This is a genomic window from Stenotrophomonas sp. 57, assembly GCF_030291075.1.
Lineage (GTDB): Bacteria > Pseudomonadota > Gammaproteobacteria > Xanthomonadales > Xanthomonadaceae > Stenotrophomonas.
The window spans coordinates 3,567,324-3,592,515 of the sequence record NZ_CP127407.1; the positions used below are offsets into that span (position 1 = coordinate 3,567,324).

20 protein-coding genes and 1 tRNA gene are annotated in these 25,192 nt (G+C 67.3%); 14 read left to right on the top strand and 7 right to left on the bottom strand.

What is annotated here, in order from left to right; genetic code table 11:
* Positions 1–7: 7 nt before the first annotated feature.
* On the bottom strand, positions 8–2,548 hold the full coding sequence (locus QP512_RS16405; RefSeq protein WP_286069706.1) for a fimbria/pilus outer membrane usher protein: 2,541 nt from the start codon (positions 2,546–2,548) through the stop codon (positions 8–10).
* 410 nt (positions 2,549–2,958) lie between these two features.
* On the opposite strand from QP512_RS16405, the gene QP512_RS16410 reads away from it, so the two are divergent.
* Positions 2,959–3,474 carry a fimbrial protein gene (locus QP512_RS16410; protein WP_286069708.1) on the top strand — a complete coding sequence of 172 codons (516 nt, stop codon included), beginning with the start codon at positions 2,959–2,961 and terminating at the stop codon, positions 3,472–3,474.
* 64 nt (positions 3,475–3,538) lie between these two features.
* The gene (locus QP512_RS16415) at positions 3,539–4,249 is read left to right on the top strand and encodes a fimbria/pilus periplasmic chaperone (RefSeq protein ID WP_286069710.1); all 711 of its coding nucleotides are present in this window, start codon (positions 3,539–3,541) and stop codon (positions 4,247–4,249) included.
* A 129-nt stretch (positions 4,250–4,378) separates the two neighbouring features.
* Here QP512_RS16415 and recG read toward each other — a convergent pair whose 3' ends face one another.
* From recG to gmk, 5 genes are all read right to left on the bottom strand, one after another.
* Entirely contained in the window at positions 4,379–6,490 is a 2,112-nt protein-coding gene (recG, locus tag QP512_RS16420) for an ATP-dependent DNA helicase RecG (RefSeq protein ID WP_286069711.1), read from the bottom strand.
* 7 nt (positions 6,491–6,497) lie between these two features.
* A complete protein-coding gene (locus tag QP512_RS16425) occupies positions 6,498–6,884 on the bottom strand; it encodes a RidA family protein (protein WP_286069712.1) in 387 nt (128 codons plus the stop codon).
* A gap of 196 nt (positions 6,885–7,080) precedes the next feature.
* Positions 7,081–9,243 carry a bifunctional (p)ppGpp synthetase/guanosine-3',5'-bis(diphosphate) 3'-pyrophosphohydrolase gene (locus QP512_RS16430; protein ID WP_110713471.1) on the bottom strand — a complete coding sequence of 721 codons (2,163 nt, stop codon included), beginning with the start codon at positions 9,241–9,243 and terminating at the stop codon, positions 7,081–7,083.
* 106 nt (positions 9,244–9,349) lie between these two features.
* Positions 9,350–9,649: a DNA-directed RNA polymerase subunit omega gene (gene rpoZ, locus QP512_RS16435; protein ID WP_005410877.1), complete on the bottom strand. Its 300-nt coding sequence runs from the start codon at positions 9,647–9,649 to the stop codon at positions 9,350–9,352.
* A gap of 110 nt (positions 9,650–9,759) precedes the next feature.
* Positions 9,760–10,425: a guanylate kinase gene (gene gmk, locus QP512_RS16440; protein WP_111111360.1), complete on the bottom strand. Its 666-nt coding sequence runs from the start codon at positions 10,423–10,425 to the stop codon at positions 9,760–9,762.
* Positions 10,426–10,717: 292 nt separating this feature from the next.
* On the opposite strand from gmk, the gene fdnG reads away from it, so the two are divergent.
* The 8 genes from fdnG to selD all read left to right on the top strand — a co-directional run bounded on the left by fdnG (position 10,718) and on the right by selD (position 21,149).
* Complete coding sequence (fdnG, locus tag QP512_RS16445) at positions 10,718–13,786, top strand: formate dehydrogenase-N subunit alpha (protein ID WP_286069714.1); 3,069 nt, start codon at positions 10,718–10,720, stop codon at positions 13,784–13,786.
* 10 nt (positions 13,787–13,796) lie between these two features.
* Positions 13,797–14,714: a formate dehydrogenase subunit beta gene (gene fdxH, locus QP512_RS16450; protein WP_197633721.1), complete on the top strand. Its 918-nt coding sequence runs from the start codon at positions 13,797–13,799 to the stop codon at positions 14,712–14,714.
* A complete protein-coding gene (locus QP512_RS16455; RefSeq protein ID WP_286069716.1) occupies positions 14,711–15,358 on the top strand; it encodes a formate dehydrogenase subunit gamma in 648 nt (215 codons plus the stop codon). Before fdxH ends, QP512_RS16455 begins: the two co-directional genes overlap by 4 nt.
* Positions 15,359–15,582: 224 nt before the next feature.
* On the top strand, positions 15,583–16,566 hold the full coding sequence (gene fdhE, locus QP512_RS16460; protein WP_286069718.1) for a formate dehydrogenase accessory protein FdhE: 984 nt from the start codon (positions 15,583–15,585) through the stop codon (positions 16,564–16,566).
* A gap of 4 nt (positions 16,567–16,570) precedes the next feature.
* Positions 16,571–17,995, top strand: coding sequence for an L-seryl-tRNA(Sec) selenium transferase (gene selA, locus QP512_RS16465; RefSeq protein WP_286069719.1), 1,425 nt, complete (start codon positions 16,571–16,573; stop codon positions 17,993–17,995).
* Complete coding sequence (gene selB, locus QP512_RS16470) at positions 17,992–19,923, top strand: selenocysteine-specific translation elongation factor (RefSeq protein ID WP_286069721.1); 1,932 nt, start codon at positions 17,992–17,994, stop codon at positions 19,921–19,923. Before selA ends, selB begins: the two co-directional genes overlap by 4 nt.
* A 24-nt stretch (positions 19,924–19,947) precedes the next feature.
* Positions 19,948–20,043: transfer RNA gene (locus QP512_RS16475), tRNA-Sec, on the top strand.
* 26 nt (positions 20,044–20,069) lie between these two features.
* Positions 20,070–21,149: a selenide, water dikinase SelD gene (gene selD, locus QP512_RS16480; protein ID WP_286069722.1), complete on the top strand. Its 1,080-nt coding sequence runs from the start codon at positions 20,070–20,072 to the stop codon at positions 21,147–21,149.
* A 57-nt stretch (positions 21,150–21,206) separates the two neighbouring features.
* On the opposite strand, the gene QP512_RS16485 is transcribed toward selD, so the two are convergent.
* A complete protein-coding gene (locus QP512_RS16485; protein WP_071306604.1) occupies positions 21,207–22,067 on the bottom strand; it encodes a YicC/YloC family endoribonuclease in 861 nt (286 codons plus the stop codon).
* 124 nt (positions 22,068–22,191) lie between these two features.
* On the opposite strand from QP512_RS16485, the gene rph reads away from it, so the two are divergent.
* The 4 genes from rph to hemW are packed head-to-tail and all read left to right on the top strand — an operon-like array spanning position 22,192 to position 25,181.
* Positions 22,192–22,917, top strand: coding sequence for a ribonuclease PH (gene rph, locus QP512_RS16490; protein ID WP_012512000.1), 726 nt, complete (start codon positions 22,192–22,194; stop codon positions 22,915–22,917).
* Positions 22,914–23,303 (top strand): VOC family protein, encoded by a 390-nt coding sequence (locus tag QP512_RS16495; RefSeq protein WP_286069725.1) that lies wholly within the window; start codon positions 22,914–22,916, stop codon positions 23,301–23,303. Before rph ends, QP512_RS16495 begins: the two co-directional genes overlap by 4 nt.
* Positions 23,300–23,896 (top strand): RdgB/HAM1 family non-canonical purine NTP pyrophosphatase, encoded by a 597-nt coding sequence (gene rdgB / locus QP512_RS16500; RefSeq protein WP_286069727.1) that lies wholly within the window; start codon positions 23,300–23,302, stop codon positions 23,894–23,896. The genes QP512_RS16495 and rdgB overlap by 4 nt, the downstream gene beginning before the upstream one ends.
* A gap of 58 nt (positions 23,897–23,954) precedes the next feature.
* On the top strand, positions 23,955–25,181 hold the full coding sequence (gene hemW, locus QP512_RS16505) for a radical SAM family heme chaperone HemW (protein ID WP_286069728.1): 1,227 nt from the start codon (positions 23,955–23,957) through the stop codon (positions 25,179–25,181).
* Positions 25,182–25,192: the final 11 nt, after the last annotated feature.

Here is a 25,192-nt window from a genome sequence, read left to right on the forward strand (position 1 = left end):
CAGGACATCAGAAGGACGTGGGCTCAACCGCGTCCAGGGCGGCCTGCAACGCAGGGCTGGGGGCTGGCAGCGGCGCGCAGACCGACTGGCTCCACGACAGGCCGTAGGCATCGGGCGCAGCCGGCGTGGTGTAGTGCAGGCGGCAGCGGTGCGGCCCCTCTGGATCGACAATCAGCTGGCCCTGCTCGGGCGCGCCGCGCAGCTGGATCACCCCGCCCTGCCCCACGGCGCCGTAGCTGCGGCCGCTCTCATCCTCGATTCGCGCGGCAAACGGCAGCGGCTGGCCAAGGGCATCGGTGGCATCGATGAACAGCGTGCGCTCGCGGGTGGCATTGAAGGCCACGCGCACGATGCTGCCGGCCGTGGGTGCCACCCGCTGCGAGGTCTGCAACAGTTCCACGTCCATCGAAAGGCCGGACGGGTCCAGCTCGATCTGGTTCCACTGGTAAGGGCTGACATGCGGCAGCAGGGCATAGCCGTTGCGGCCGACGCGTGCCTCATTGCCGTAGCCGATGCGGGCGCCCTGCGCGCCGTCAGCCTGCACCAGGGCAAAGCCATCGCCCACCGGCGCACCAAAGTTGACGCCGCCGCGGTGCATCACCACGCTGCCGGCAGCGCTGGCATTGACGGAGCTGTAATCACCCGAGCGGCTGTAGCCGGCGGTGACCGTGCCATGGCCGCCGCGGTAGGACGCATAGGCGCTGGTGCTGCCCGCAGCGTCACTGGCCTCACTGGCGGACACGCTGTAACTGAACTGCTGATCCGCGCCGGCGCTGCCACTGACACCCAACTGCGCCTGCTGACCGCGGTCGGACTGGGCCAGCTGCGCACTCAGGCGCGGCGCACGCGGTGCCGTGCCCAGCGGGAGGCTGAGGGTGGCGGCATAGCGGGTGTCCTGGCGGCCCTCGCCCACGCGCAGGCGCATGGCCGACAGACCCAGGTTGGCGCGGCCGATGCGGGTCTGGAAGCGCAGCTGCAGATCGTTCTGCTGCTGCGCGCCGTCCCAGTAGCGCACGTGCCCGCCGCTGAGCGAGAGCGTGCTGCGTTCGCCCAGACGCTGCGAGAAGTTGATCTGGAAGCGCTGCCGCGCGCGGCCGGCAAACCCCCAGTCATCGTTGTATACCTGGGCGAAATCATTCAGGCCCAGGTAGCCATGGGTGCTGTAGCGCAGCGCGGCCAGGCCGACGTTGGTACCGGTTTCAGCGATGTAGCGCTGGTAGTTCAGCCGGAAGCTGTTGCCGGCCATCTGCGTTCCGTTACCCAGGTGCGCACGTGCATGGGTGATGTCGGCACCGAAGGCACCGATGGGCGTGTTGATGGCGCCGCCGAAGAGCGCGGACTGGAAGCCTTCGGCGATCTGCACGCCGCCCAGCGCGGTGAAGTGGTTGCTGATGCCTCGCGCATAGGTGGCTTCGGTAAAGCGCAGGGCCTGGCGCGTGCCGCGTGCGTCGCGCAGTTCACCGGCGGTGGCACTGAAGCGGCTGGCACCAGGGCGCAGCGCCTGCGGCACCGCCGAGAAGCTGACGTTGAACTGCTGCTGGCGGCCATCGGCCTCGGTGACGGTGACGTCCAGGTCGCCACCGAAGTTGGTCGGGTACAGGTCCTCGATCGAGAACGGACCCGGCGCAACGCTCACCTCGTGGATGACGTGGCCGTTCTGGCGGATGGTGACCACGGCATTGGTCTCGGCAATGCCCTGCACTACCGGCGCAAAGCCACGCAGCGAATCGGGCAGCATGCGCTCATCGCTGGCCACGCGTGCACCGGTGAACGACAGTGACTCGAACAGTTCGCCACCGGTATTGCCCTGGCCCAGCAGCAGCTGCGCATTCCATGCCGGCAGATCGCGCTGCAGGGTGCTGCTGATGACATCGTGGCGCGAGCCATGGGTGCCCTGGCTGAAGGACGCGCGGTGGCGCAGCCGCCATGCGCCCAGATTCACCCCGGTATTGAGGCCGAGATAGGTGTCCTGCTGGCCGTGGCTGCGGCTGTGGTTGAGGCTGTAATCGAAGAAAGCGGCCGTGACACCATGGTCACGCTGCGCCGGCGCCACGTAGCCGCGCGCGTTGCGCGCCTGCGCCGCATGCGGCACGTTCACCAGCAGCTGCAGGTTGCCGGCATCGAATTCGACGGTGGCACCTTCGACCAGCGCCGGCAGCGCGACGCAGCTTTCATCGTCAGGGTCCAGCGCATCCAGATAGGCCGCCTTCAACGGCAGACCACGCACCAGCCCGGCCGGCAGGCACGGGGTAGCCCCCAGCGGTTCCGGCGCCTGCACGAAGGTGATATCGCGCGTGTCCAGGTACTGGCCGTTGATGATGACGTCCAACGGATACACGCCCGGCTCCATCGGGTTGCCGTGCGCATAGCGCTGCATGTCGATGGCCTTGCCACCGATCAGGAAGCCCTCACTGAACTCCAGAGGCGCCACTTCATTGGCAACCGCCTGGCTGGCGATCGCCATCGCAAGGGCAATGGCAATGGCCAGCCCCAGCGGACAGCTGGAAGGGGCGTGCAACGCATGGAGATGCAAGGGGCGCTGAAGCATGGCGGCGGTCATTCGATGCGGGCAAAACCGACATCGCTCGTGTTCGAGGAGGCCGCATCGTAGGCAGCGCCTTGGCATGATCACATGCAATTTGTTGCAAAACGACAGCGGGGCGCTGCGGCGCGTGGAATTCACCAATGCGCTTGTTTCAGGGCAATTCAGGCTCGTGCACTCGAGATCCGGCTGTCAATCGAATGACTTGCAGCTTGCTTTGCACCCTGAGGCTAGTGACGCACCCGGCCCGACACGTCGTTTTCTGACCCACCGCTTTACCGAAAGCACGAATGCAATGAACGCACAAGCGTTTTGCAACTAATTGCATTTCAACGCGTCCAGCGTCCGGGAACAGTGTGCACCGTGACTGGACCACCCCGTGTGGCCCTTCTGTTTCCCAACCTAAGGACATTCCCATGTCAAAGCGATTGAACCTGATCACCGCTGGTACGCTTGCGCTGGCCCTGTCGCCCACTGCGTTCGCAGAGAAGCTGGAAATCACCGGCGAACTGATGGCAAGCACCTGCGCGGTGGATGCCACCGGCGGCACCATCACCGTGCCGATGGGCAAGGTGGATGTGGCGTGGGTGAATGGCGCTGAGCGTGCCGGCATGAAGAACTTCAGCATCGTGCTGGATTGCACCGGTGCCGGTGCCGCGCAGGACGTGGGGGTGCGCTTTGGCGGTACGCCCGATGGCAGCACCGGCAACCTAGCACTGACGGCGGCCTCCACCGCAAGCAACGTGGGCGTGGCGCTGTACGACGCTGCCGGCAACCACCAGAAGCTGGGCGACGATCCGCTGCAGTGGGTGAACATCCCGGCCGCCGGCAAGGGCCAGCTGGACTACACCGCCTGGTACTCCTCGCCCGGCAAGGATGCGAAGGCCGGCACCGCCAACGCATCCGGCGATTTCGTGGTGCTTTACAAGTAAGCCCCCGCGCGCCGCCGCGGCGGCGCGTTCATTACCCGAGAATGATCGAATGAAGATCCGTGCAATGACGTGGACAACCGCGCTGCTGGCTGGCGCACTGGCGCTGCCGGCATCGGCAGCGGTGACGCTGCAGGGCACGCGTATCGTGCACGACGCCGCGCAGGGCCGGGATGTCACGGTGAAGGCCACCAACGGCGGCGAGCAGGCGGCCATGGTGCAGGTCTGGATCGATGATGGCGACAGCCATGCCCGCCCGGAGAATGTGCGTACGCCGTTCCGGCTGACGCCCGCCGAGCCGCGCCTGCTGCAGGCGCATCAGGGCCAGGCCTACCGCGTGACCTATGCACCGCGGCCTTCGGAACAGCCGCTGCCAACCGATCGCGAATCGGTGTTCTATTTCAATCTGCTGGATATTCCTCCCAAGCCCAGCGACGCCGCCGGCAAGAACCTGCTGCAGTTTGCCGTGCGCACGCGGGTGAAGCTGTTCCATCGGCCGGCGGGGTTGCCGGGCAGCGCCCGCGAGGCGGCGGGCCAGCTGCAGTGGCGTGCTGAGGGTAATGCGCTTCAGGTGAGCAACCCCAGCGCCTACCACGTGACGCTGAGCACGCTGACGCTGCCGGATGGCCGCACGCTGGAAGTGGACATGATCGCACCGGGGGGACAGGCCATGCTGCCGCTGCCGGCCGGTGCGGGCACCCCCGCGACGGTCGCGTTCCAGTGGCTGGACGATTACGGCACCCCGCGCGATGCGGAAGCGAAGGTGGCCGCGCCGTAGATCCACGCCGTTGCGCCCCCCCTGCGCGAACGGCCGCCGGGCATGGCCCGGCGCTACCGGGGCGTGCACTTTCGTCGTGGAGGGGGTCAGAGCCCTTTGCGCAGCAAAGAGGTCTGACCCCTTCGGCTGTTACGCCGAGGCGTAGCGCACGGCGGTGCCGATCCAGCGCTGCACCACGCGGTCGGCCAGCGCGGGTTGCTGGGCCAGCAGGCGCTCGGCCAGATCGTGCACGCCGGGCAGCAGGCCAGCGTCGCGGGCCAGATCGGCAATGCGGAAGCCAGCCAGGCCGGTCTGGCGCGTGCCCAGCAGTTCGCCGGGGCCGCGCAGTTCCAGATCCTTTTCGGCAATGACGAAACCATCGTTGGTTTCGCGCATGGTCTGCAGGCGTTCGCGTGCCATCTGCGAGAGCGGGGCCTGATACAGCAGCACGCAGCGCGACACCGCCGAACCACGACCGACGCGGCCGCGCAGCTGGTGCAGCTGGGCCAGGCCAAGGCGCTCGGCATTCTCGATCACCATCAGCGAGGCATTCGGTACGTCCACGCCCACTTCGATGACGGTGGTCGCCACCAGCAGATCGATCTCGCCGGCCTTGAACGCCACCATCGTGGCCTGCTTTTCCGCGGCTTTCAGGCGGCCATGCACCAGCCCCACGCGCACGCCGGGCAGCAGCGCCTGCAGCGATTCGTAGGTGGCCTGCGCCGGCGTGGCATCCAGCTCTTCGCTTTCCTCGATGAGCGTGCACACCCAGTACACCTGCCGCCCTTCCTGGCAGGCCAGGGCGATGCGTTCGATCAGCTCCGGGCGACGGTCGTTGTTCAATGCCACGGTCTGCACCGGCGTACGCCCCGGCGGCAGTTCGTCGATGGCCGAGACATCCAGGTCTGCGTACTCGGACATCGCCAGCGTGCGCGGAATCGGTGTAGCGGTCATCACCAGCTGGTGCGGCACACTGTTTGCGCCTGCCCCCTTGTCGCGCAGGGCAAGCCGCTGGTGCACGCCGAAGCGGTGCTGCTCGTCGACGATGGCCAGGGCCAGGTCCTGGAACACCACCGCGTCCTGCATCAGCGCGTGGGTGCCGACCACCACCTGCGCTTCGCCAGTGGCGACCTGTTCCATCACCTTGGCGCGCGCCTTGCCGGTGACCTTGCCGGCCAACCACGCAATGCGCACGCCGAGCGGTTCCAGCCAGCCACGCAGGTTGTTGAGGTGCTGCTCGGCCAGCAGCTCGGTGGGTGCGGCCAATGCGACCTGCTTGCCCTGCTCCACCGCCAGCATCGCCGCCAGCGCGGCGACCACGGTCTTGCCGGAGCCGACATCGCCCTGCACCAGCCGCAGCATCGGGCTGGGGCGCGACAGGTCTTCGCGGATCTGCTTGAACACGCGCGCCTGTGCGCCGGTCAGTGCGAACGGCAACTGCTTCAGCAGCGCCTTGGCCAGCTTGCCCGGACCCGCCAGCGGCGGTGCATGGTGTGCCTGCAACGCGATGCGCTGGCGACGCAGGCTGAGGTGGTGGGCCAGCAGTTCTTCCATCGCCAGGCGGCGCTGGGCCGGATGGGTGCCGGCGGCCAGCGCGGCCAGATCGGCATCCGGCGGCGGCCGGTGCACGGTCAGCAGCGCGCTGCGCAGCGACGGGAGGCCGAGGCCATCGAGCCAGCCACTGGGCAGCAGTTCCAGCGTGCTTTCCTCGGGCAGGCGGTCCAGCGCCTGGCCGATCAGCTTGCGCATCGTCATCGGGCCCACGCCTTCGACGGTGGGATACACCGGGTCGAGGCGGTCGCCGAGTTCGGGATCGTCGTTGCGGCCCAGCACTTGGTAGCTGGGGTGGACGATTTCCAGGCCAAGGTGGCCGGGCTTGGGCGTGCCGAAGCAGCGCAGCCGGTTGCCGACCGCGAACTGGCCGACCTGCTGCTGGCGGAAATGGAAGAAGCGCAGCACCAGGGTGCCCTGCCCTTCGTCTTCCACCGCCACTTTCAGCATCGGCCGGTAGCGCATGCCGCGCTCGACCGCGACCACCCGCCCCTCCACCTGCGCCGGCACGCCGTTGCGCAGGTCTTCGATGCGGGTCAGCCGGGTGCGGTCTTCATAGCGCAGCGGCAGGTGAAGCCAGAGATCCTGCAGGGTGGCCAGACCACGCGCCTGCAGTTTGGCGGCCACGGCCGGACCGACGCCAGCGAGCATCGCCAGGGATGCTTCGCCGGACGGTGACAGGACCGGGGTGACCGCCGCCTTGCGTGCCACGTTGCGGTCAGTCGATGACCATCACCGCGTCGACCTCGAAGTTGGCGCCCTTCGGCAGGCCGGAGACTTCGATGGTGGAACGGGCCGGGTACGGGGCCTGGAAGTAGTCCTGCATGACCGCGTTGACCTTGGCGAACTCGCCCAGATCGGTCAGGTACAGGCCCAGGCGCACGACCTTGTCCAGCGAACCACCGGCGGCTTCGGCCACGGCCTTGAGGTTGTCGAAGGCGCGGCGGGCCTGCGCTTCCACGTCACCCACGCCGACGATGTCGCCGGTGGCCGGGTCCAGCGGAATCTGGCCGGAGAAATACACGGTGTTGCCAGCGCGCACGGCCTGCGAGTACGGGCCGATGGCGGCGGGAGCCTTTTCGGTGTTGATGATCTGGCGGGACATGGTCGCTCCGGTGGGTTGGGGGAAAACAGAGCGGTGATTGTACCGGCTGGGGGTGCATCCACGCATGGCGTGGATCTACGGCAATCCGGTCATGTGATGCGCCGTCTGTAGAGCCGAGCCCATGCTCGGCTGCCTCGGGCTGGAGCAGCCGAGCATGGGCTCGGCTCTACAGAAAGCATCCACCCATGGCGTGGCTCTACTGGCGGCGTACCGACTGCACGACCGACAGGCGGCGCAGGCGCCGCATCACTTCGGCCAGGTGGTTGCGGTCGCGTACCTGGATGTTGAACGCCAGCACGGCGGCGTTGAAGTCGCGGTCCAGGTAATCCACGCGCTCGATGTTGGAGTGGCTCTGCGCGATCGCCGCGGCCAGCTGCGCCAGCACGCCGGTGCCGTTCTCCACTTCCACCACCAGCGAGGTGTCGTAGTCGCCGGAAACGGTGGTGTCCCAGCCGATCGGCACCCAGCGCTCGGGCGACTTGCGCAGCTCGGCCAGGTTCGGGCAGTCCATGCGGTGCACCACGATGCCCTTGCCGGCGGTGTGGTAACCCATGATCTCGTCGCCGGGAATCGGCTGGCAGCAGCCGGCGAAGGTGACCACGCCGCGCTCGCTGCCGTTGATCAGGATCTTTTCCTGCGAATGGTGGCGCGAATGCGGGCCGCCCCGCAGTTCGGCGTAGGCCATCAGTGCCTGCGCGGCCTGGGTCGGCATCCAGTTGCCCAGTGCGACCTCGGCCAGCAGGGCTTCCAGGCGCGGGAAGCGGTGTTCGGTAAGGAACGCGTCCAGGCGCCCCTTCGGCAGGCGCTCCAGCGAGGAATCCATCGCTTCCAGCGCGCGGTCCAGCATGCGGTGGCCCAGCTGCACGGCGTCTTCGTGCTCCAGCTGCTTGAGCTGGTGGCGGATGGCGGTGCGCGCCTTGCTGGTGACCACGAATTCCAGCCACTGCGGTTTCGGCGTGGCCGAGCGCGCGGTGATGATCTCCACCGACTGCCCCGAGACCAGCTTGGTGCGCAGCGGCACCAGTTTCTTGTCCACGCGCGAGGCCACCGCCATGTTGCCGACGTCGGTATGCACGGCGTAGGCGAAATCGAGCGCGGTGGAGTTGCGCGGCAGGGCCAGGATCTTGCCTTTCGGCGTGAACAGGTAGACCTCGTCCGGGAACAGGTCGACCTTGACGTTGTCGAGGAACTCCAGCGAGGAACCGGCGGCGCGCTGCGAGTCGATCAGTTCGACGATCCAGGCATGTGCACGGCTCTGCGCGCTGTTGGGCGAATCGCCGCCGAACTTGTAGGTCCAGTGCGCGGCCACGCCACGCTCGGCGATCAGGTCCATTTCCTCGGTGCGGATCTGCACTTCGATCGGCGAGCCATACGGCCCGAACAGCACGGTATGCAGCGACTGGTAACCGTTGGCCTTGGGAATGGCGATGAAATCGCGGAAGCGGCCATCCAGCGGCTTGAAGGTGGCATGCACCGAACCCAGCGCGTGGTAGCAGCTGGGCACGCTGCGCACGACCAGGCGGAAGCCGAACACGTCCATCACCTGGTCGAAGGATTTGTTCTCGTCGCGCATCTTGTTGTAGATGCTCCACGGCGTCTTGATGCGGCTGACCAGGCGGTGCTCGATGCCCTCCTTGGCCAGGCGCTGCGACAGCTGCACTTCCACCTGCGCCATCGCCTCGCGGCGTACCACCGGCTGGCTGCGGATGTGTTTTTCGATGATGGCGTGGCGCCACGGGTACAGCGCCTTGAAGCCCAGGTTCTGCAGCTCGCTCTTGACCAGGCTCATGCCCAGGCGCTGGGCGATGGGCGCGTAGATCTCCAGCGTCTCGCGGGCGATGCGGCCGCGTGCTTCGCGACTCTGCGCACCCAGCGTGCGCATGTTGTGCAGGCGGTCGGCCAGCTTGATCATGATCACGCGCAGGTCACGCGACATCGCCAGCAGCATCTTGCGGAAGCTCTCGGCGGCCGCTTCCTGGCGATCGCGGAACTTCAGCTTGTCCAGCTTGGTCACGCCGTCGACCAGCTCGGCCACGGCTTCGCCGAACTCGGCGGCCAGTGCCTCGCGGGTCAGCGGGGTGTCTTCGATGGTGTCATGCAGGATCGCGGCGATCAGCGCTTCCACGTCCAGGCCCAGCTCGGCCAGCACCTGCGCCACCGCCACCGGATGGGTGATATAGGGTTCGCCCGACTTGCGCGTCTGCCCGGCGTGCGCGGCGGCTCCGACTTCCCAGGCACGGCGCAGCAGCGGCAGCTGTTCCGGCGGCAGGTAGTGGGCGGCGCGTTCAAGCTGGAGGACGTAGTCGGGTACGGCGGCAGCGGGGGCTGCGGCGACCTTGGCAGTGGGGCCTGGGTTCATGCCCGAAGCCTATTCCAGCGCGGCGTTTACGGCAAATCCTGAATGCGAAACAGCCCGCACGGGGCGGGCTGTTCGGCACATCCAACGATTACGTTGATCGATGCGATCAATCGTCGTTCTTGGACATGTCTTCGTCGGCGACCACTTCCGCGGCAGCCCACTCCAGCGCTTCGCGCTCGGCGCGCTCACGCTCGGCCTTCTCGACTTCGTCGATCAGCGCGTTGTCGATCTTGCGGGCGGCGATTTCGCGCAGCGCCAGCACAGTCGGCTTGTCCTCGGTCTCGCTGTTGTCCAGCGTGGCCTGCACGCCGTTGGCGAGCTGGCGGGCACGCTTGGACGCCATCATGACCAGTTCGAAACGGTTGTTAACGACTTCCAGGCAATCTTCTACGGTGATGCGGGCCATACGGGCTCCCGGCGACCGGTCGGCCGCTCAGTCGAATGAGGGAAAGGGGACGGAGTGTACTGGCAGGGGCTGGACAAAATCAAGCCAACCCCCACCCGATTCTTTTGGAATCAGTCAGTTGCGCCCGGATCGGGGGTCAACAGGGCCTGGATCAGGCCGGCATGGCGGACCTTCTGGGCCTCCCGGCGCAGGCGGCTGGCGGTGAAGATGGCGCACAGCTCGTCCACGGCAGTGTCGAACACCTCGTTGACGATGACGTAGTCGAACTCGTTGAAGTGCAGCATTTCATCGCGGGCCGCGCCCAGGCGCTGGGCGATGACCGCCTCGCTGTCCTGGCCGCGCTTGCGCATGCGGTCCTGCAGGGCCTGCTTGGACGGCGGCAGGATGAACACGGTGACCGTGCCCGGCACCAGCTGGCGCACCTGCTGGGCGCCCTGCCAGTCGATTTCCAGCAGCACGTCCTGGCCGGCGGCCAGCTGCGGCTCCACCGACTGCCGGGCGGTGCCCTTCCAGTCGCCGTGCACCCAGGCATGCTCGAAGAAGTCGCCGTCGGCGATCATTTCCTCGAACTTCTCCGCAGAGACGAAATGGTAGTGCTGCCCGTTCACTTCACCCGGACGCATCGCGCGCGAGGTGAAGGAGATCGACAGGGCGATCTGCGGATCACGCGCCAGGGTGGCGTTGACGATGCTGCTCTTGCCGGCGCCTGAAGGGGCGGCAACGATGTACAGCGTGCCGCGCGCAACGGCGTCCGACGGCTTCGACGGGGCGCTCATGCGGGGGATCCAACGGGTTGATTTCGCAAAATTTTTCCTCGGTGTTCCAGATCCGGCGCGGAGGATCGCGCCAGGATGGCGGGGGCTGCGCGGAACATCCTGGAACCAGGCCCGGCAGACGCTTCCCCGGGGTGCGGGCACGCAACTTTACCAGAGCGGCCCCTTTGCGCGCCCGTCCTGCGGGCGCCGGCCCTTGTGCCACATGGGCATCCGGGGGCCTGTGCTATAACCGGGCCGTACCTACCGACAGCCGGGTGGTCTGCGTGCCGCCCCGCCATCCAAGGAGAACGGCATGCCCTCGATGAGTCGCCGCCAGTTCCTGAAGGTCACCGGGACAACCCTGGTGGGCTCCAGCCTGGCTTTGATGGGCTTCGCGCCCGGCATCGCGCTCGCGGAGGTCCGGCAATACAAGCTGACCCGCGCGACCGAGACCCGCAACACCTGTACCTACTGTTCGGTGGCCTGCGGCATCCTGATGTACAGCCTCGGCGATGGTGCCAAGAACGCCGAGCCCAGCATCTTCCATATCGAAGGCGACCCGGACCATCCGGTGAACCGCGGCACGCTGTGCCCGAAGGGGGCCGGCCTGGCCGACATCATCCACAGCAAGTCGCGGCTGCTCTACCCCGAGTACCGCGCGCCGGGCTCGAACGAATGGAAGCGGCTGAGCTGGGACGATGCGCTGGACCGCATCGCGCGGCTGATGAAGGAAGACCGCGACGCCAACTTCGTGCAGAAGAACGAAGCCGGGCAGACGGTCAACCGCTGGCTGACCACCGGCATGCTGGCGGCCTCGGCCACCAGCAATGAAACCGCGGTGCTGACCCACAAGGTCGTCCGCTCCCTTGGCATGTTGGCATTCGACAACCAGGCACGTGTCTGACACGGCCCGACGGTGGCAGGTCTTGCCCCGACGCTAGGCCGTGGTGCGATGACGAATCACTGGGTCGACATCAAGAATGCCGACCTGATCCTGATCATGGGTGGCAATGCCGCCGAGGCGCACCCGTGCGGGTTCAAATGGGTGACCGAAGCCAAGGCACACAACAAGGCCCGGCTGATCGTGGTCGATCCGCGGTTCAACCGCTCGGCTGCGGTGGCCGACGTGTACGCGCCGATCCGCACCGGCACCGACATCGTGTTCCTGGGCGGCCTGATCAACTACCTGTTGACCGAGGACCGCATCCAGCACGAGTACGTGCTGAACTACACCGACATGTCGTTCCTGGTGAAGGACGAATTCGCCTTCAAGGACGGCCTGTATTCGGGCTACAACGCCGAGAAGCGCAGCTACGACCGCTCCAGCTGGGACTACGTGTACGGCGATGACGGTTTCGTCCGCAGCGACCCGACGCTGCAGGACCCGCGCTGCGTCTACACCCTGCTCAAGCAGCACTACGCGCGCTACACCGTGGGAATGGTCGAGCGCATCTGCGGTACGCCGGCCGACAGCATCCGCCAGATCTGGGACATGATCGCGTCCACCGCCGGCAAGGACAAGGCGATGACCATCCTGTACGCGCTGGGCTGGACGCAGCACTCGATCGGCGCGCAGAACGTGCGTGCCGGCACCATGGTGCAGCTGCTGCTGGGCAACATCGGCGTGGCCGGTGGCGGCATGAACGCACTGCGCGGGCATTCCAACATCCAGGGCCTGACCGACATCGGCCTGATGTCCGACCTGCTGCCCGGCTACCTCACGCTGCCGAAACAGGACGAGCAGGACTACCACGCCTACATCGCAAAACGCACGCAGAAGCCGCTTCGCGCCAACCAGATGTCGTTCTGGCAGAACTACCCGAAGTTCCACGTCAGTCTGATGAAATCGTGGTGGGGCGACGCCGCCACTGCCGACAACAACTGGTGTTTCGATTACCTGCCCAAGCTCGACAAGCCGTACGACATGCTGCAGGCGTACGAGCTGATGAACGAAGGCAAGATCCACGGCTACATCTGCCAGGGCTTCAACCCACTGGCCTCGGCACCGAACAAGGGCAAGCTGATCAGCGCGTTCTCCAAGCTGAAGTTCATGGTCAGCATGGACCCGCTGGAAACCGAGACCATCGCGTTCTGGCAGAACCACGGTGCGTTGAATGATGTTGATCCCAGCGCGATCCGGACCGAGGTGTTCCGTCTGCCGACCACTTCCTTCGCCGAGGAGAACGGCGCGGTGGTGAATTCCTCGCGCTGGCTGCAGTGGCACTGGAAGGGTGCCAATCCGCCGGGCGAAGCGCGCAGCGACATCGAGATCATGTCCGAGCTGTTCCACCGCATCAAAGCGATGTACGAGAAGGACGGCGGTGCGTGGTGGGACCCGGTGCGCGACCTGGCCTGGAAGTATTCCAACCCCGAGGCACCAACGCCGGAAGAACTGGCGATGGAATACAACGGCAAGGCGCTGGTGGATGTGTTCGATCCGAAGGACCCGACCAGGCTGGTCCGCAAAGCCGGCGAGCAGCTGGCCGCGTTCGGCGACCTGCGCGACGACGGCAGCACCTCCTCCGGCTGCTGGATCTACATCGGCGCCTGGGGCCCGACCGGCAACATGATGGCGCGGCGTGACAACAGCGACCCGACCGGCATCGGCAATACGCTGGGCTGGGCCTGGGCGTGGCCAGCCAACCGCCGCGTGATGTACAACCGCGCCTCGTGCGACGTGGCTGGGCAACCGTTCGATCCGCGGCGCACGTTGCTGGCCTGGAACGGCAAGAACTGGGGCAGCGTGGACGTACCGGACTTCAAGGCCGACGAAGACCCGGCCGGTGGCATGGGCCCGTTCATCATGAACCCGGAAGGCATCGCCCGCTTCTTCGCCAAGGCCGGCATGGCCGAAGGCCCGTTCCCGGAGCACTACGAGCCGTTCGACACCCCGCTGCGCAGCAATCCGCTCAGCCCCGGCCAGGCCCAGACACTGAACAACCCGGCCGCCCGCGTGTTCGCCAGCGACCGTGCGCAGATCGGGTCGCCGGACGAGTTCCCGCATGTGGCCACCACCTACCGCCTGACCGAGCATTTCCACTTCTGGACCAAGCACGGCAAGCTCAACGCCATCATCCAGCCCGAGCAGTTCGTCGAGATCGGCGCCGCACTGGCCGACGAGCTGGGCATCAACAACGGCAGCCGCGTGCGCGTGAGTTCCAAGCGCGGTCATATTGAAGCCGTTGCGATGGTGACCAAGCGCATCAAGGCCCTGCAGATCGATGGCAAGACCGTGCACCAGGTGGGCATTCCGATCCACTGGGGCTTCCTCGGTGCAGCCAAGCCCGGCTATATCGCCAATACGCTGACCAACGCCATCGGTGATGGCAACTCGCAGACGCCCGAATCGAAGTGCATCCTGGTCAAGGTCGAGAAGGTGTAGGAGACACGCCATGTCACTGCAATCGCTGGACATCATCCGCCGCTCGGCCACCACCACGCCCTCGCCACAGGCGCGCAGCGCCCACACCGGACAGGTCGCCAAGCTCATCGACGTGAGCAAATGCATCGGCTGCAAGGCCTGCCAGGTCGCGTGCATGGAGTGGAACGACCTGCGCGACGAGGTCGGCAGCTGCGTCGGCAGCTACGACAATCCACCGGACCTGAGCGACCAGTCGTGGACGGTGATGAAGTTCCGCGAGTACGAGGACGAGAAGGGCAAGCTGGAGTGGCTGATCCGCAAGGAAGGCTGCATGCACTGCAGCGACCCGGGCTGCCTGAAGGCCTGCCCGTCGCCCGGCGCGATCATCCAGTACGCCAACGGCATCGTCGACTTCCAGGAGGAGAACTGCATCGGCTGTGGCTACTGCGTCACCGGCTGCCCGTTCGACGTGCCGCGCATCTCCAAGAAGGACCACAAGGCCTACAAATGCACGCTGTGTTCGGACCGGGTGGCGGTGGGCCAGGAGCCGGCCTGCGTGAAGACCTGCCCGACCGGCGCGATCACCTTCGGCAGCAAGCAGGCGATGACCGAACATGCCGCCGGCCGCGTGGAAGACCTGAAATCACGCGGCTACGAGAATGCCGGGCTGTACGACCCGCAGGGCGTGGGTGGCACCCACGTGATGTACGTGCTGCAGCATGTGGACAAGCCCGAGCTGTACGCCGACCTGCCCAAGGACCCGCGGATCAGCCCGATGGTGGAAGTCTGGAAGGGCGTGGCCAAGCCGCTGGGCGTGCTGGCGATCGCCGCCACCGCCTTCGCGGGGTTCCTGCATTACATCGGCATCGGCCGCAATACGGTGAATGACGAGGAAGAAGAGGAAGCCGAGCACGAGGCGAAGAAGATCGAAGAGGAGCAGCGGCCATGAAGTACGCACCGCACCCGCGACAGATCATCCGCTACCGTGCGCCGACCCGCATCAACCACTGGATCGTGGCGATCTGCTTCGTGCTGACGGCCTTGTCCGGGCTGGCGTTGTTCCACCCCGCCCTGTTCCCGCTGACCCAACTGTTCGGTGGCGGGCCATGGACGCGCATCCTGCACCCGTTCGTAGGCCTGGCCATGGTGGTGGGCTTTGCGTTGCTGGCCTTCCGCATGTGGCGCGACAATCTGCCGACGGCCGATGACCGCGCGTGGATGCGCGGCATGCGTGACGTGCTGCGCAACGAGGACGAGCGGCTGCCACCGGTGGGCCGTTTCAATGCCGGCCAGAAGCTGCTGTTCTGGGCGATCATCGGCTGCCTTTCGGCGCTGCTGCTGACCGGCTTTGTGATCTGGCGGCAGTACTTCAGCCACTTCTTCCCGATCGGGGTGATCCGCTTCTCGGTGCTTGCCCATGCGCTGTTCGGCTGGGTGCTGATCTGCGCGATCGTGGTGCACATCTATGCGGCGCTCTGGATCAAGGGGTCAGTGCGGGCGATGACCCAGGGCAAGGTGACCTATGGGTGGGCGTACAAGCACCACCGGCAGTGGTTCCGCGACATCCTGCGCGGGCGGCGGGAAGAGGGGTAGCTGCAGGGCCTGCGGCCCTGCACCCGCAGAATCAACGTCAACGTCAAACGCGGGCTTCCTGCCGCTGTTGGTGGGTGTCGACCTTGGTCGACACGATGAACACGGGAACGACCGAAACCGACTTTTGTAGAGTCGAACCATGCTCGACTGCTCTGCCTCGAACACGCTGGACGCCAGCGCCGACAACGGCGAGGATGGAGCCTGGTTCTTCCGGCTGGCCCTGCATGGCGCAACGCATCCTTGAACCCGGTGAAATCGAGACGCTCGCCTCGCGCGATGTTCCGCGCATCATCCTCCCCGATGCGGCATCCCTGTTCGCCGAACGCGCCGCACGCCTGCGCAGCCTGGCGGCGCGCAGTGCCATCAGCGGTTACCTGCAGCTGCTGGCGGCGTTGGCCGATGCGCAGCAGGCTGTGCTCGAGGAACTGACGCCGCAGCAGCGCGAAGAACTGCAGGCGCAGGCGCGTGCACAGCAGTCGAGTGCGGCGGCCGGTGCCGGCATGCCGTTGCGACCGGCCAACACGCTTCATCTTGATGAGCGCTGGCGTGGATGGCTGCGCACGCTGTGCCAGCACTGCGCTGATGAAGCCGGGCTGCCGGTGGAAACGCGGCAGGAACTGCTGCGCGTTGCCGCTGGCGACGATGCCTGGCTGGATGCGCAGGCCCATGCCGTGCTGGAGCGCGATGACGCGCCGTCGGTGGACCCGGTGGCTGCGCTGCTGGTGATGAACACGCTGCAGGTGTACTGGGCCGTACTCGCGGCCAGCTTCCGCGCCACCGATCTGAAACCCTTGGCCGACGCACCGGGGCTGTGCCCGTTGTGCGGCACGCTGCCGGTGGCCAGTGTAGTGCAGGCGCGCGCACCGTATGCCTCCTACCGATACCTGTCGTGCGCGCTGTGCGCGTGCCAGTGGCACTTCGTGCGCGTGCAGTGCAGCCAGTGTGGCGCCGCCGGCAAGGACATCGCCTACCGCGCGCTGGCCGATGTGGATGGCGACGCCGGCGAGGCCGTGCGTGAGAGCGCGGTGCGTGCCGAGACCTGCGACCACTGCCATAGCTATCGCAAGATCCTGTATCTGGAAAAAGACCCGTCACTGGAGCCGGTGGCCGATGACCTTGGCACACTGGCACTGGACCTGTTGCTGGGCGAGGAAGGCTATGCGCGCGCCAGCCAGAATCCGTTGCTGTGGCAATCCGACGGCGAGTAGGGCGATGACACGCACGCCTCCCACCGCTGCATCGGCCGCTGCCCTGCCCTCGCTGGACCGGCTGCTGCGCCTGCCTGCGTTGTCGGCCTTGATTGATGGCCATGGCCACAGCCGCGTCGCCCGGTTGCTGCGCGCACACCTGCAGGCGCTGCGCGAACGTATCAGCACCGCGCAGCTCTCGGCCGAGCAGCTCCAACAGGCCATCGACGGCCCGGCGCTGGTCGCCGCGCTCGATGCCCGGCTTGCCGCCGACGCGTGTCTGGACCTGCAGCCGGTGTTCAACCTCACCGGCACGGTGCTGCACACCAACCTCGGGCGCGCCCTGTTGCCCGAGGCCGCGCTACGGGCGGTGACCCGCGTGATGACCGCGCCGGTCGATCTGGAATTCGACCTCAGCCGGGGCCGCCGTGGCGACCGCGATGCGCGGGTGCAGGCGCTGGTCTGCGAGCTGACCGGGGCCGAAGCCGCCACCGTGGTCAACAACAATGCCGCGGCGGTCCTGCTGCTGCTCAACAGCCTGGCCAACCGTCGCGAGGTGGTGGTGTCGCGTGGCGAACTGGTGGAGATCGGCGGTGCCTTCCGCATCCCGGACGTGATTCGCAGCGCCGGCGCGCGTCTGCGGGAAGTGGGCACCACCAATCGCACCCACCCGGCTGACTTCGCAGACGCCATCGGCACCCGCACCGCACTGCTGATGGAAGTGCATGCCAGCAACTACGCGATCACCGGCTTCACTGCCAAGGTCGACACTGCGGCGATGGCTGCGATCGCGCACGAGCACGGTCTGCCGCTGGTGGTGGACCTGGGCAGTGGCAGCCTGTGCGATCTGGCGGCCTTCGGCCTGCCGCGCGAGCCCACCGTGCAGGAAGCGCTGGCCGCTGGCGCCGACCTCGTGTCGTTCAGTGGCGACAAGCTGCTGGGAGGGCCGCAGGCCGGCGTCATCGCCGGCCGCGCCGACCTGATTGCGCGGATCAACCGCAATCCGCTGAAGCGTGCGCTGCGCATGGACAAGATGGGCCTGGCCGCACTGGAAGCCGTGCTGGCCCTGTACCGCGAACCGGAGCTGTTGGCACAACGGCTGCCAACGCTGCGCACCCTGTCCCGTACGCAGGGAGATGTATCCGCACAGGCCCAGCGCCTGTTGCAGCCGGTGCGCACCGGGCTGCCCGTGGACTACACAGTCGAATGCGCAGTGATGCACAGCCAGATCGGCAGCGGTGCGCAACCCCAGGCGCAGTTGGCCAGTGCCGGGCTGCACATCACAACTGCGCGCCGTGGTGGCCTGGATAGCCTGGCCAAGCGCCTGCGCCAGCTGCCACAGCCGGTGCTGGGGCGCATCGCCGATGATGCGTTGTGGCTGGACCTGCGCTGCCTGGAAGCCGACGACGAAGCGCGCTTCGTCGACCAGTGGAGCACGCTGCGGGCATGATCGTCGGCACCGCCGGGCATATCGACCATGGCAAGACCCGCCTGGTGCGCGCGCTGACCGGCATCGAAACCGATCGGCTGCAGGAAGAGCGTACACGCGGCATTTCCATCGAGCTGGGATACGCCTATGTGCCGGTCGAAGCCGCGGATGGCGAAAGCCCTGCAACCACGCTGGGCTTCGTTGACGTGCCCGGCCACGAGCGCTTCGTGCATACGATGGTGGCCGGTGCGACCGGTATCGATGTTGCCCTGCTGGTGATCGCTGCCGACGACGGCGTGATGCCGCAGACCCGCGAGCATCTGGCGATCCTGCAGTTGCTGGGCGTGGACCGCGGCGCGGTGGCGCTGACCAAGATCGACCGCGTGGATGCCGCGCGCCTGGCCCGGGTCAAGATCGAGATCGCTGCCCTGCTGGCCGGCACGCCGCTGCAGGATGCCTCCGTGTTCGCATGCAACAGCACCGCACCCGACGATGCCGGCATAAACGCGCTGCGTGCCCACCTGCATGCCTGGGCCGCAGCCGATGCCGGCGCGCGGCAAGCCACGCTGCGCGGCGAACTGTTCCGCATGCCGGTGGACCGTGTGTTCTCGCTGGCCGGCCACGGTACGCTGGTGACTGGCGCAGTGCACGGTGGCACCGCCACTGTTGGCGAGCATCTGCAGCTGATGCCGGCTGCCACCGACGTACGCGTGCGAAGCATCCACGCGCAGAACCAGGCCAGCGACCACGCGATGGCCGGGCAACGCTGCGCGTTGAATCTGGCCGCCATCGCCCGCGACGACATCCACCGCGGCGACTGGATCGCCGACCCACGCGCACTGCTGGCCACCACCCGCGTTGATGTGCGCCTGCGGCTCTCTGCGCTGGCACCGCCGCTGCGGGACTGGGCGCCGCTGCACATCCACTGGGGCACGATGCACCAGCAGGCCCATGTGGTACTGCTGGAAGACCGCGACCACGGCAATGGCCAGCTCGTGCAGCTGGTGTTCGACACGCCGGTCTGCGCGATGTGCGGCGATCGTTTCATTGCCCGCGATTCGGCAGCAACCCGTACGCTGGGTGGCGGTGTCGTACTCGATCCGGACCCGCCCCAGCGGCGTCGGCGCAGCCCTGCACGTCTGGCGTGGTTGGCGGCGCTGGAACAGCTGGCCACCAGCGCAGATATTGGCCCGCTGCTTCAGCAGGCGCCTGCCGGAATTCCATTGGCGGCACTGCAGCGCTACTGTCGGCGCGCCACCGAGCAGATCGATCTTCCTGCAGGCGCGCAGCGCATCGTCACCCGCGACGACACGGTGGTCATCCTCGCCGCGCACTGGCAGGTGCTGCGCGAACAGGTAGTCACCTCGCTACGCGGCTGGCATCAGCGACGCCCGGACGAACCGGGTGTCGACAGCGGGCGCCTGCAGCGCAGCACCCTGCCCGCGCTGGCAACGGGCCTGTGGAACGCGCTTCTCCAGAATCTTCTGGACGGCGGCAGCGTGCAGCGCGTGGGCGCGTGGTGGCGCCTGCCCGGCCATGACCACGCGGCACCGGAACGCGAGCGCCTGCTGCTCGAACGCGTGCTGCCGCAGCTGCATGCCGGCGGTTTCGATCCGCCATGGGTGCGCACCCTGGCCACCGACCTGGGACTGACCGAGGATGGGGTCCGCGGGGTCATGCGCCGGGCCGCTGCACGCGGTGAACTGTTCCAGGTGGTGCCGGACCTGTTCTATGCACCCACGCGCATTTCGGAACTCGCCGCGATCGTCGCGCAGCTGTCGCAGGCCACCGGCACGGTGGATGCGGCCGCATTCCGCGATGCCATCGGCCTGGGCCGCAAGCGCAGCATCCAGATCTTGGAGTTCTTCAATCGCGTTGGCTACACTCGACGCGTCGGTGACCAGCATCGGCCGCGTGGCGACCTGCTGTGGAACCCAGCCCGCGACTGAGTCGACCGGTACCGCGGTACTTTCGGAAGGCATGCGCATCCGGGCATGCGGCTGGGCTTCAAACCCAGTAGGGGGCGTCGATCGTTCCCTGGTAGGTTCGACTCCTGCTGCCTTCCGCCATTCGTGTTTCCGCAGGAGATGTCGGCATGGCCACGCACGCGCAGTCCCTCGCCCCTTCGACGGCCGACGCTCCGCAACGACTGACGTCTCTCGCGCATGGCGGCGGCTGCGGCTGCAAGATCGCGCCGGGCGTGCTGACCGAACTGCTGCGTGGCGTTCCAGCACTTCCCGCGCCGGCCGAGCTGCTGGTCGGCCGCGAGACCAGCGACGACGCGGCGGTGTACTGCCTTGATGACCGCCAGGCGATCGTCGCCACCACCGATTTCTTCATGCCCATCGTCGACGACCCGTTCGACTTCGGCCGCATCGCCGCCACCAACGCGCTGTCGGATCTGTATGCGATGGGCGCACGGCCATTGTTCGCACTGGCCATCGTCGGCATGCCGATCAACACCCTGCCGCAGGACACCATCCGCGGCATCCTGCAGGGCGGCGAACGCGCCTGCGCCGACGCAGGCATCGTGGTCGCCGGTGGCCACAGCATCGATTCGGTGGAACCCATCTACGGCCTGGCCGCGATCGGTGTGCTCGATCCGCAACGCCTCAAGCGCAATGCCGATGCCCGTGCCGGCGATGTGCTGGTGCTGGGCAAGCCATTGGGCGTAGGCGTGTATTCGTCGGCACTGAAGAAGGAAGTGCTGGATGCCGACGGTTACCAGCAGATGCTCGAATCGACCACCCGACTTAACACCGTGGGCGTGCCACTGGCTGCGCTGGACGGCGTGCACGCGATGACCGATGTCACCGGCTTCGGCCTGCTCGGTCATCTGCTGGAAGTGTGCCGCGCCAGTGGGGTTTCCGCCGAAGTGGAGAGTGCCCAGGTGCCGCTGCTGCCACAGACGCTGGAACTGCTGCAGCGCGGCTGCGTGACCGGTGCCTCCCACCGCAACTGGGCCTCGTATGGCGCCGAGGTGCGCTTCGCCGACGGGTTGCCAGCACACTGGCAACCACTGCTGACCGACCCGCAGACCAGCGGCGGCCTGCTGGTGTCCTGTGCCACGGAAGCGGTGGAGGCGGTTCTCGCCTGCTTACACGAAGCGGGGTTCGGCCAGGCGGCCGTGGTCGGGCGATTGGGCGAAGGAGCGCCGGGCATCAGCGTGCGCTGAAGCGCTGAAACGACAGGGGCGCCCCAAGGCGCCCCTGCTGTAGCGCTGGATGCAACATCACTCGATGTTCTGCACCTGTTCGCGGATCTGGTCGATCAGCACCTTCAGCTCCACCGCCGCATTGGACGTGCGGCTGTCCACCGATTTGGAGCCCAGCGTATTGGCCTCGCGGTTGAACTCCTGCAGCAGGAAATCCAGGCGACGGCCGACCGGCTCACGCTGCTTGAGCACGCGGCGGATCTCGACGATGTGGCTGCCAAGACGGTCCAGTTCTTCATCCACGTCCAGCTTCTGCAGCCACAGTACCAGTTCCTGCTCGGCGCGGCCGGGGTCGACCGGGTGCGGCAGGTCGGCCAGGCGTGCGGCCAGCTTGGCGCGCTGGCCGTCGCGAATGGCCGGAATCAGCGTGCGCACTTCGCTGGCGATGCGTTCGATGCCGTCCACGCGCTCGCTGATGGCGGCCGACAGCTTTCCGCCTTCACGCTCGCGGGCCTCGACGAAGCCGTCCAGCACCTGGTCCAGCAGGGCCAGTGCCTCGACCTGCAGGGCAGCGGCATCAGTGGCCTCGCCACGGGTCACGCCCGGCAGCTGCAGCAGGTCGGTGAAGCTGACCTGCAGGTTGGGGAAATCCGAGGTCAGCCGGTGCGCCAGGCGTCCCAGCTGGCCCAGCAGGGCCTCGTCCACCTGCAGGTTGGCAGCCGCTTCCGGCGCGCGCAGGCGCATCACCAGATCCAGCTTGCCGCGGCTGAGGCGCGCGGCAATGCGCTCGCGCAGTTGCGGCTCCAGCGCGCGCAGTTCCTCGGGCAGGCGGGTGCCGACCTCCAGGAAGCGGTGGTTGACCGAGCGCAGCTCGCAGCCCAGCGTGCCCCACGGGGTGACCCGCTCGCCGCCGGCGTAGGCGGTCATGCTTCGAATCATGGATTGTGTCCGGTGCGTGCAAAGGGGGAATGGTACCCTAGCGACCTCACCAGAGCCCCCTCGCCCGCCCCGTGAAGGCCGCGGGCGTGGCGGCGTACTCCCTCGCCATTACGGAACCCGCACCATGTCCGATTCCCGCCCCAGCGGCCGCCAGCCCGACCAGCTCCGCCCGGTCGTCATCCAACGCGGCTTCACCCGCCACGCCGAAGGTTCGGTGCTGGTGTGCTTCGGTGAAACCCGCGTGCTGTGCACCGCCAGCGTCGAGAACCGCGTGCCGGGCTTCCTGCGCGGCAAGGGCGAGGGCTGGGTCACCGCCGAGTACGGCATGCTGCCGCGCGCCACCCACACCCGCAGCGACCGTGAAGCGGCCCGCGGCAAGCAGGGTGGCCGTACGCTGGAGATCCAGCGCCTGATCGGCCGCAGCCTGCGCGCCTGCGTGGACCGCAATGCGCTGGGCGAACGCACCATCACCCTGGACTGCGATGTGCTGCAGGCCGACGGCGGCACCCGCACCGCCGCCATCACCGGTGCCTACGTGGCCCTGGTCGATGCGGTGAACGTGCTGATGAAGCGGGGCGACATCAAGCGCAACCCGATCCTGGGCGCGGTGGCCGCCGTGTCGGTGGGCGTGTACCGCGGCACCCCGGTGCTGGACCTGGACTACGCCGAAGACAGTGACTGCGACACCGACATGAACGTGGTGATGAACGACGGCGGCGGCTTCATCGAGCTGCAGGGTACCGCCGAAGGCCATGCCTTCCGTCGCGACGAGCTGGACGCGCTGCTGGGCCTGGCCGAAAAGGGCGTACGCGAGCTGCTGGACGCACAGCAGGCGGCACTGTCGGCATGAACCGCCGGATCGCCCTGACCACCCTGGTGGTGGCCGACTATGACGAAGCCATCGCCTGGTACACCGGCAAGCTCGGCTTCACGCTGCTGGAAAACATCGACCAGGGCCACAAGCGCTGGGTGGTGGTCGGTCCGACCGACGGCAGTGCCGCTGCCCTGCTGCTGGCCCGTGCCAGCGACGAGGAACAGCGCAGCCGCATCGGCAACCAGACCGGTGGCCGGGTCGCCTTCTTCCTCAACACCGACGATTTCCACCGCGACCACGCGGCGATGCTGGCCGCCGGCGTCGAGTTCCTGGAAGCGCCGCGCGAAGAACCCTATGCAACGGTCGCGGTGTTCCGCGATCTGTATGGCAACACCTGGGACCTGCTGGAGCCCCGTCAATGAAGAAACTGGTATTGGCCAGCCACAACACCGGCAAGCTGGTGGAGATGCAGGAGATCCTCGCCGATCTGCCGCTGCAGATCACCTCGGCCGCCGAACTGGGCCTGGGTGATGTGGAAGAGACCGGCCTGACCTTCGTCGAGAACGCGCTGCTGAAGGCGCGCGCGGCCAGTGAAGCGACCGGACTGCCGGCACTGGCCGATGATTCGGGCCTGATCGTCGATGCCCTTGGCGGCGCGCCGGGCCTGTACAGCGCGCGCTACGCCGGCCACCCCACCAACGCGGCGGCCAACAACGCCAAGCTGCTCGATGCCATGGCCGAAGTGCCCGATGGCCAGCGCAGCGCGCGCTTCTATGCGGTGATCGTGCTGCTGCGCCACGCCACCGACCCACAGCCGCTGATCTGCGAAGGCCGCTGGGAAGGCCAGATCATCCGCGAGCTGCGCGGCACGAATGGTTTCGGCTACAACCCGCTGTTCCTGGACACCACCCACGGCCTGACCGCCGCGGAAATGGAGCCGGCGCTGAAGAACGCCATCAGCCACCGCGCCCTCGCCCTGCAGCAGCTCAAGCAGCAGCTGGCGACGCTGTACTGACGCCCTGCCCGATCGAACCAGGGAAGCCGGCCAGCGCCCGGCACTACCGAAGAAGCCCATGCCGCACGCCCACGACCACTGCAACCATCTGCCCGGCGAAGCCTGCTCCGCTGACCACGACACGCCACCGCGGCTGGTGCCGCCACCGCTGTCGCTGTATGTGCACCTGCCGTGGTGCGTGCGCAAATGCCCGTACTGCGATTTCAATTCGCACCAGGCCAAGGGCGAGCTGCCGTTCGATGCCTACATCGATGCCCTGCTGCGCGACCTGGACCAGGACCTGCCGCTGGTCTGGGGCCGGGTGGTGCACAGCGTGTTCTTCGGCGGAGGCACGCCCAGCCTGTTCCCGCCGGACGCCATCGACCGCTTCCTGCAGCAGGCCAGCGCGCGCCTGCGTTTCGCGCCCAATGCCGAGATCACCCTGGAGACCAACCCGGGCACCGCCGAGCACGGCCGTTTCGACCGCTACCGCGCGGCCGGCGTGAACCGCCTCAGCTTCGGCATCCAGAGTTTCGACGACGCGATGCTCAAGCGCCTGGGCCGCATCCACGACAGCGGCGAAGCCGAGCGTGCGGTGAAGATGGCGCAGGACGCGGGCTACGACAACTTCAACATCGACCTGATGTACGCGCTGCCGGAACAGACCCTGGCCGGTGCGGAGGCCGATCTGGAGCGCGCCTTCGCGCTGCAGCCGGCGCACATCTCGCATTACCAGCTCACGCTCGAGCCGAACACGGTGTTCTTCGCGCGGCCGCCGCAGGGCATCCCCGATGAAGACAACGCCTGGGACATGCAGGAACACTGCCAGGCGCTGCTGGCGCAGGCCGGTTTCGACCAGTACGAAGTCAGCGCCTATGCGCGCCCCGGCCGGCAGAGCGCGCACAACCTGAACTACTGGCGCTTCGGCGATTACCTGGGCATCGGTGCCGGTGCCCACGGCAAGATCAGTTCAGGCGCCGAAGAACACGTGCTGCGTCGCTGGAAGCTGAAACACCCGCAGGCTTACCTGGACAGCGCGGGTACCCCGGCCTCGTTCGGTGGCGACGATGTGATCGCGGCCGAGCGCCTGCCGTTCGAGTACATGCTGAACCTGCTGCGCCTGCACGAAGGTTTCAGCCTGCGCGATTTCGAATCGCGTACCGGGCTGCCGCGCAGCGTGCTGGACGCGCCCCTCGCCGAGGCTGTCCAACGCGGCTGGCTGCAGGAGGCCGACGGCCATGTACACCCGACCGAACTGGGCCGCCGCTTCACCAACGATGTGGTGAGCCTGTTCCTGGAGGAGTGATCCTGCTGCCT

Excerpts from the sequence above, each read along its gene's own strand:
- selA (WP_286069719.1), top strand. The coding sequence starts at position 16,571 with ATGACACGCACGCCTCCCACCGCTGCATCGGCCGCTGCCCTGCCCTCG.
- QP512_RS16430 (WP_110713471.1), bottom strand. The coding sequence starts at position 9,243 with ATGAACCCAGGCCCCACTGCCAAGGTCGCCGCAGCCCCCGCTGCCGCC.
- rdgB (WP_286069727.1), top strand. The coding sequence starts at position 23,300 with ATGAAGAAACTGGTATTGGCCAGCCACAACACCGGCAAGCTGGTGGAG.
- QP512_RS16415 (WP_286069710.1), top strand. The coding sequence starts at position 3,539 with ATGACGTGGACAACCGCGCTGCTGGCTGGCGCACTGGCGCTGCCGGCA.
- selD (WP_286069722.1), top strand. The coding sequence starts at position 20,070 with ATGGCCACGCACGCGCAGTCCCTCGCCCCTTCGACGGCCGACGCTCCG.
- gmk (WP_111111360.1), bottom strand. The coding sequence starts at position 10,425 with ATGAGCGCCCCGTCGAAGCCGTCGGACGCCGTTGCGCGCGGCACGCTG.
- rph (WP_012512000.1), top strand. The coding sequence starts at position 22,192 with ATGTCCGATTCCCGCCCCAGCGGCCGCCAGCCCGACCAGCTCCGCCCG.
- QP512_RS16425 (WP_286069712.1), bottom strand. The coding sequence starts at position 6,884 with ATGTCCCGCCAGATCATCAACACCGAAAAGGCTCCCGCCGCCATCGGC.
- hemW (WP_286069728.1), top strand. The coding sequence starts at position 23,955 with ATGCCGCACGCCCACGACCACTGCAACCATCTGCCCGGCGAAGCCTGC.
- QP512_RS16405 (WP_286069706.1), bottom strand. The coding sequence starts at position 2,548 with ATGCTTCAGCGCCCCTTGCATCTCCATGCGTTGCACGCCCCTTCCAGC.
- selB (WP_286069721.1), top strand. The coding sequence starts at position 17,992 with ATGATCGTCGGCACCGCCGGGCATATCGACCATGGCAAGACCCGCCTG.
- QP512_RS16485 (WP_071306604.1), bottom strand. The coding sequence starts at position 22,067 with ATGATTCGAAGCATGACCGCCTACGCCGGCGGCGAGCGGGTCACCCCG.
- fdhE (WP_286069718.1), top strand. The coding sequence starts at position 15,583 with ATGGCGCAACGCATCCTTGAACCCGGTGAAATCGAGACGCTCGCCTCG.
- QP512_RS16410 (WP_286069708.1), top strand. The coding sequence starts at position 2,959 with ATGTCAAAGCGATTGAACCTGATCACCGCTGGTACGCTTGCGCTGGCC.
- rpoZ (WP_005410877.1), bottom strand. The coding sequence starts at position 9,649 with ATGGCCCGCATCACCGTAGAAGATTGCCTGGAAGTCGTTAACAACCGT.
- QP512_RS16495 (WP_286069725.1), top strand. The coding sequence starts at position 22,914 with ATGAACCGCCGGATCGCCCTGACCACCCTGGTGGTGGCCGACTATGAC.
- QP512_RS16455 (WP_286069716.1), top strand. The coding sequence starts at position 14,711 with ATGAAGTACGCACCGCACCCGCGACAGATCATCCGCTACCGTGCGCCG.
- fdxH (WP_197633721.1), top strand. The coding sequence starts at position 13,797 with ATGTCACTGCAATCGCTGGACATCATCCGCCGCTCGGCCACCACCACG.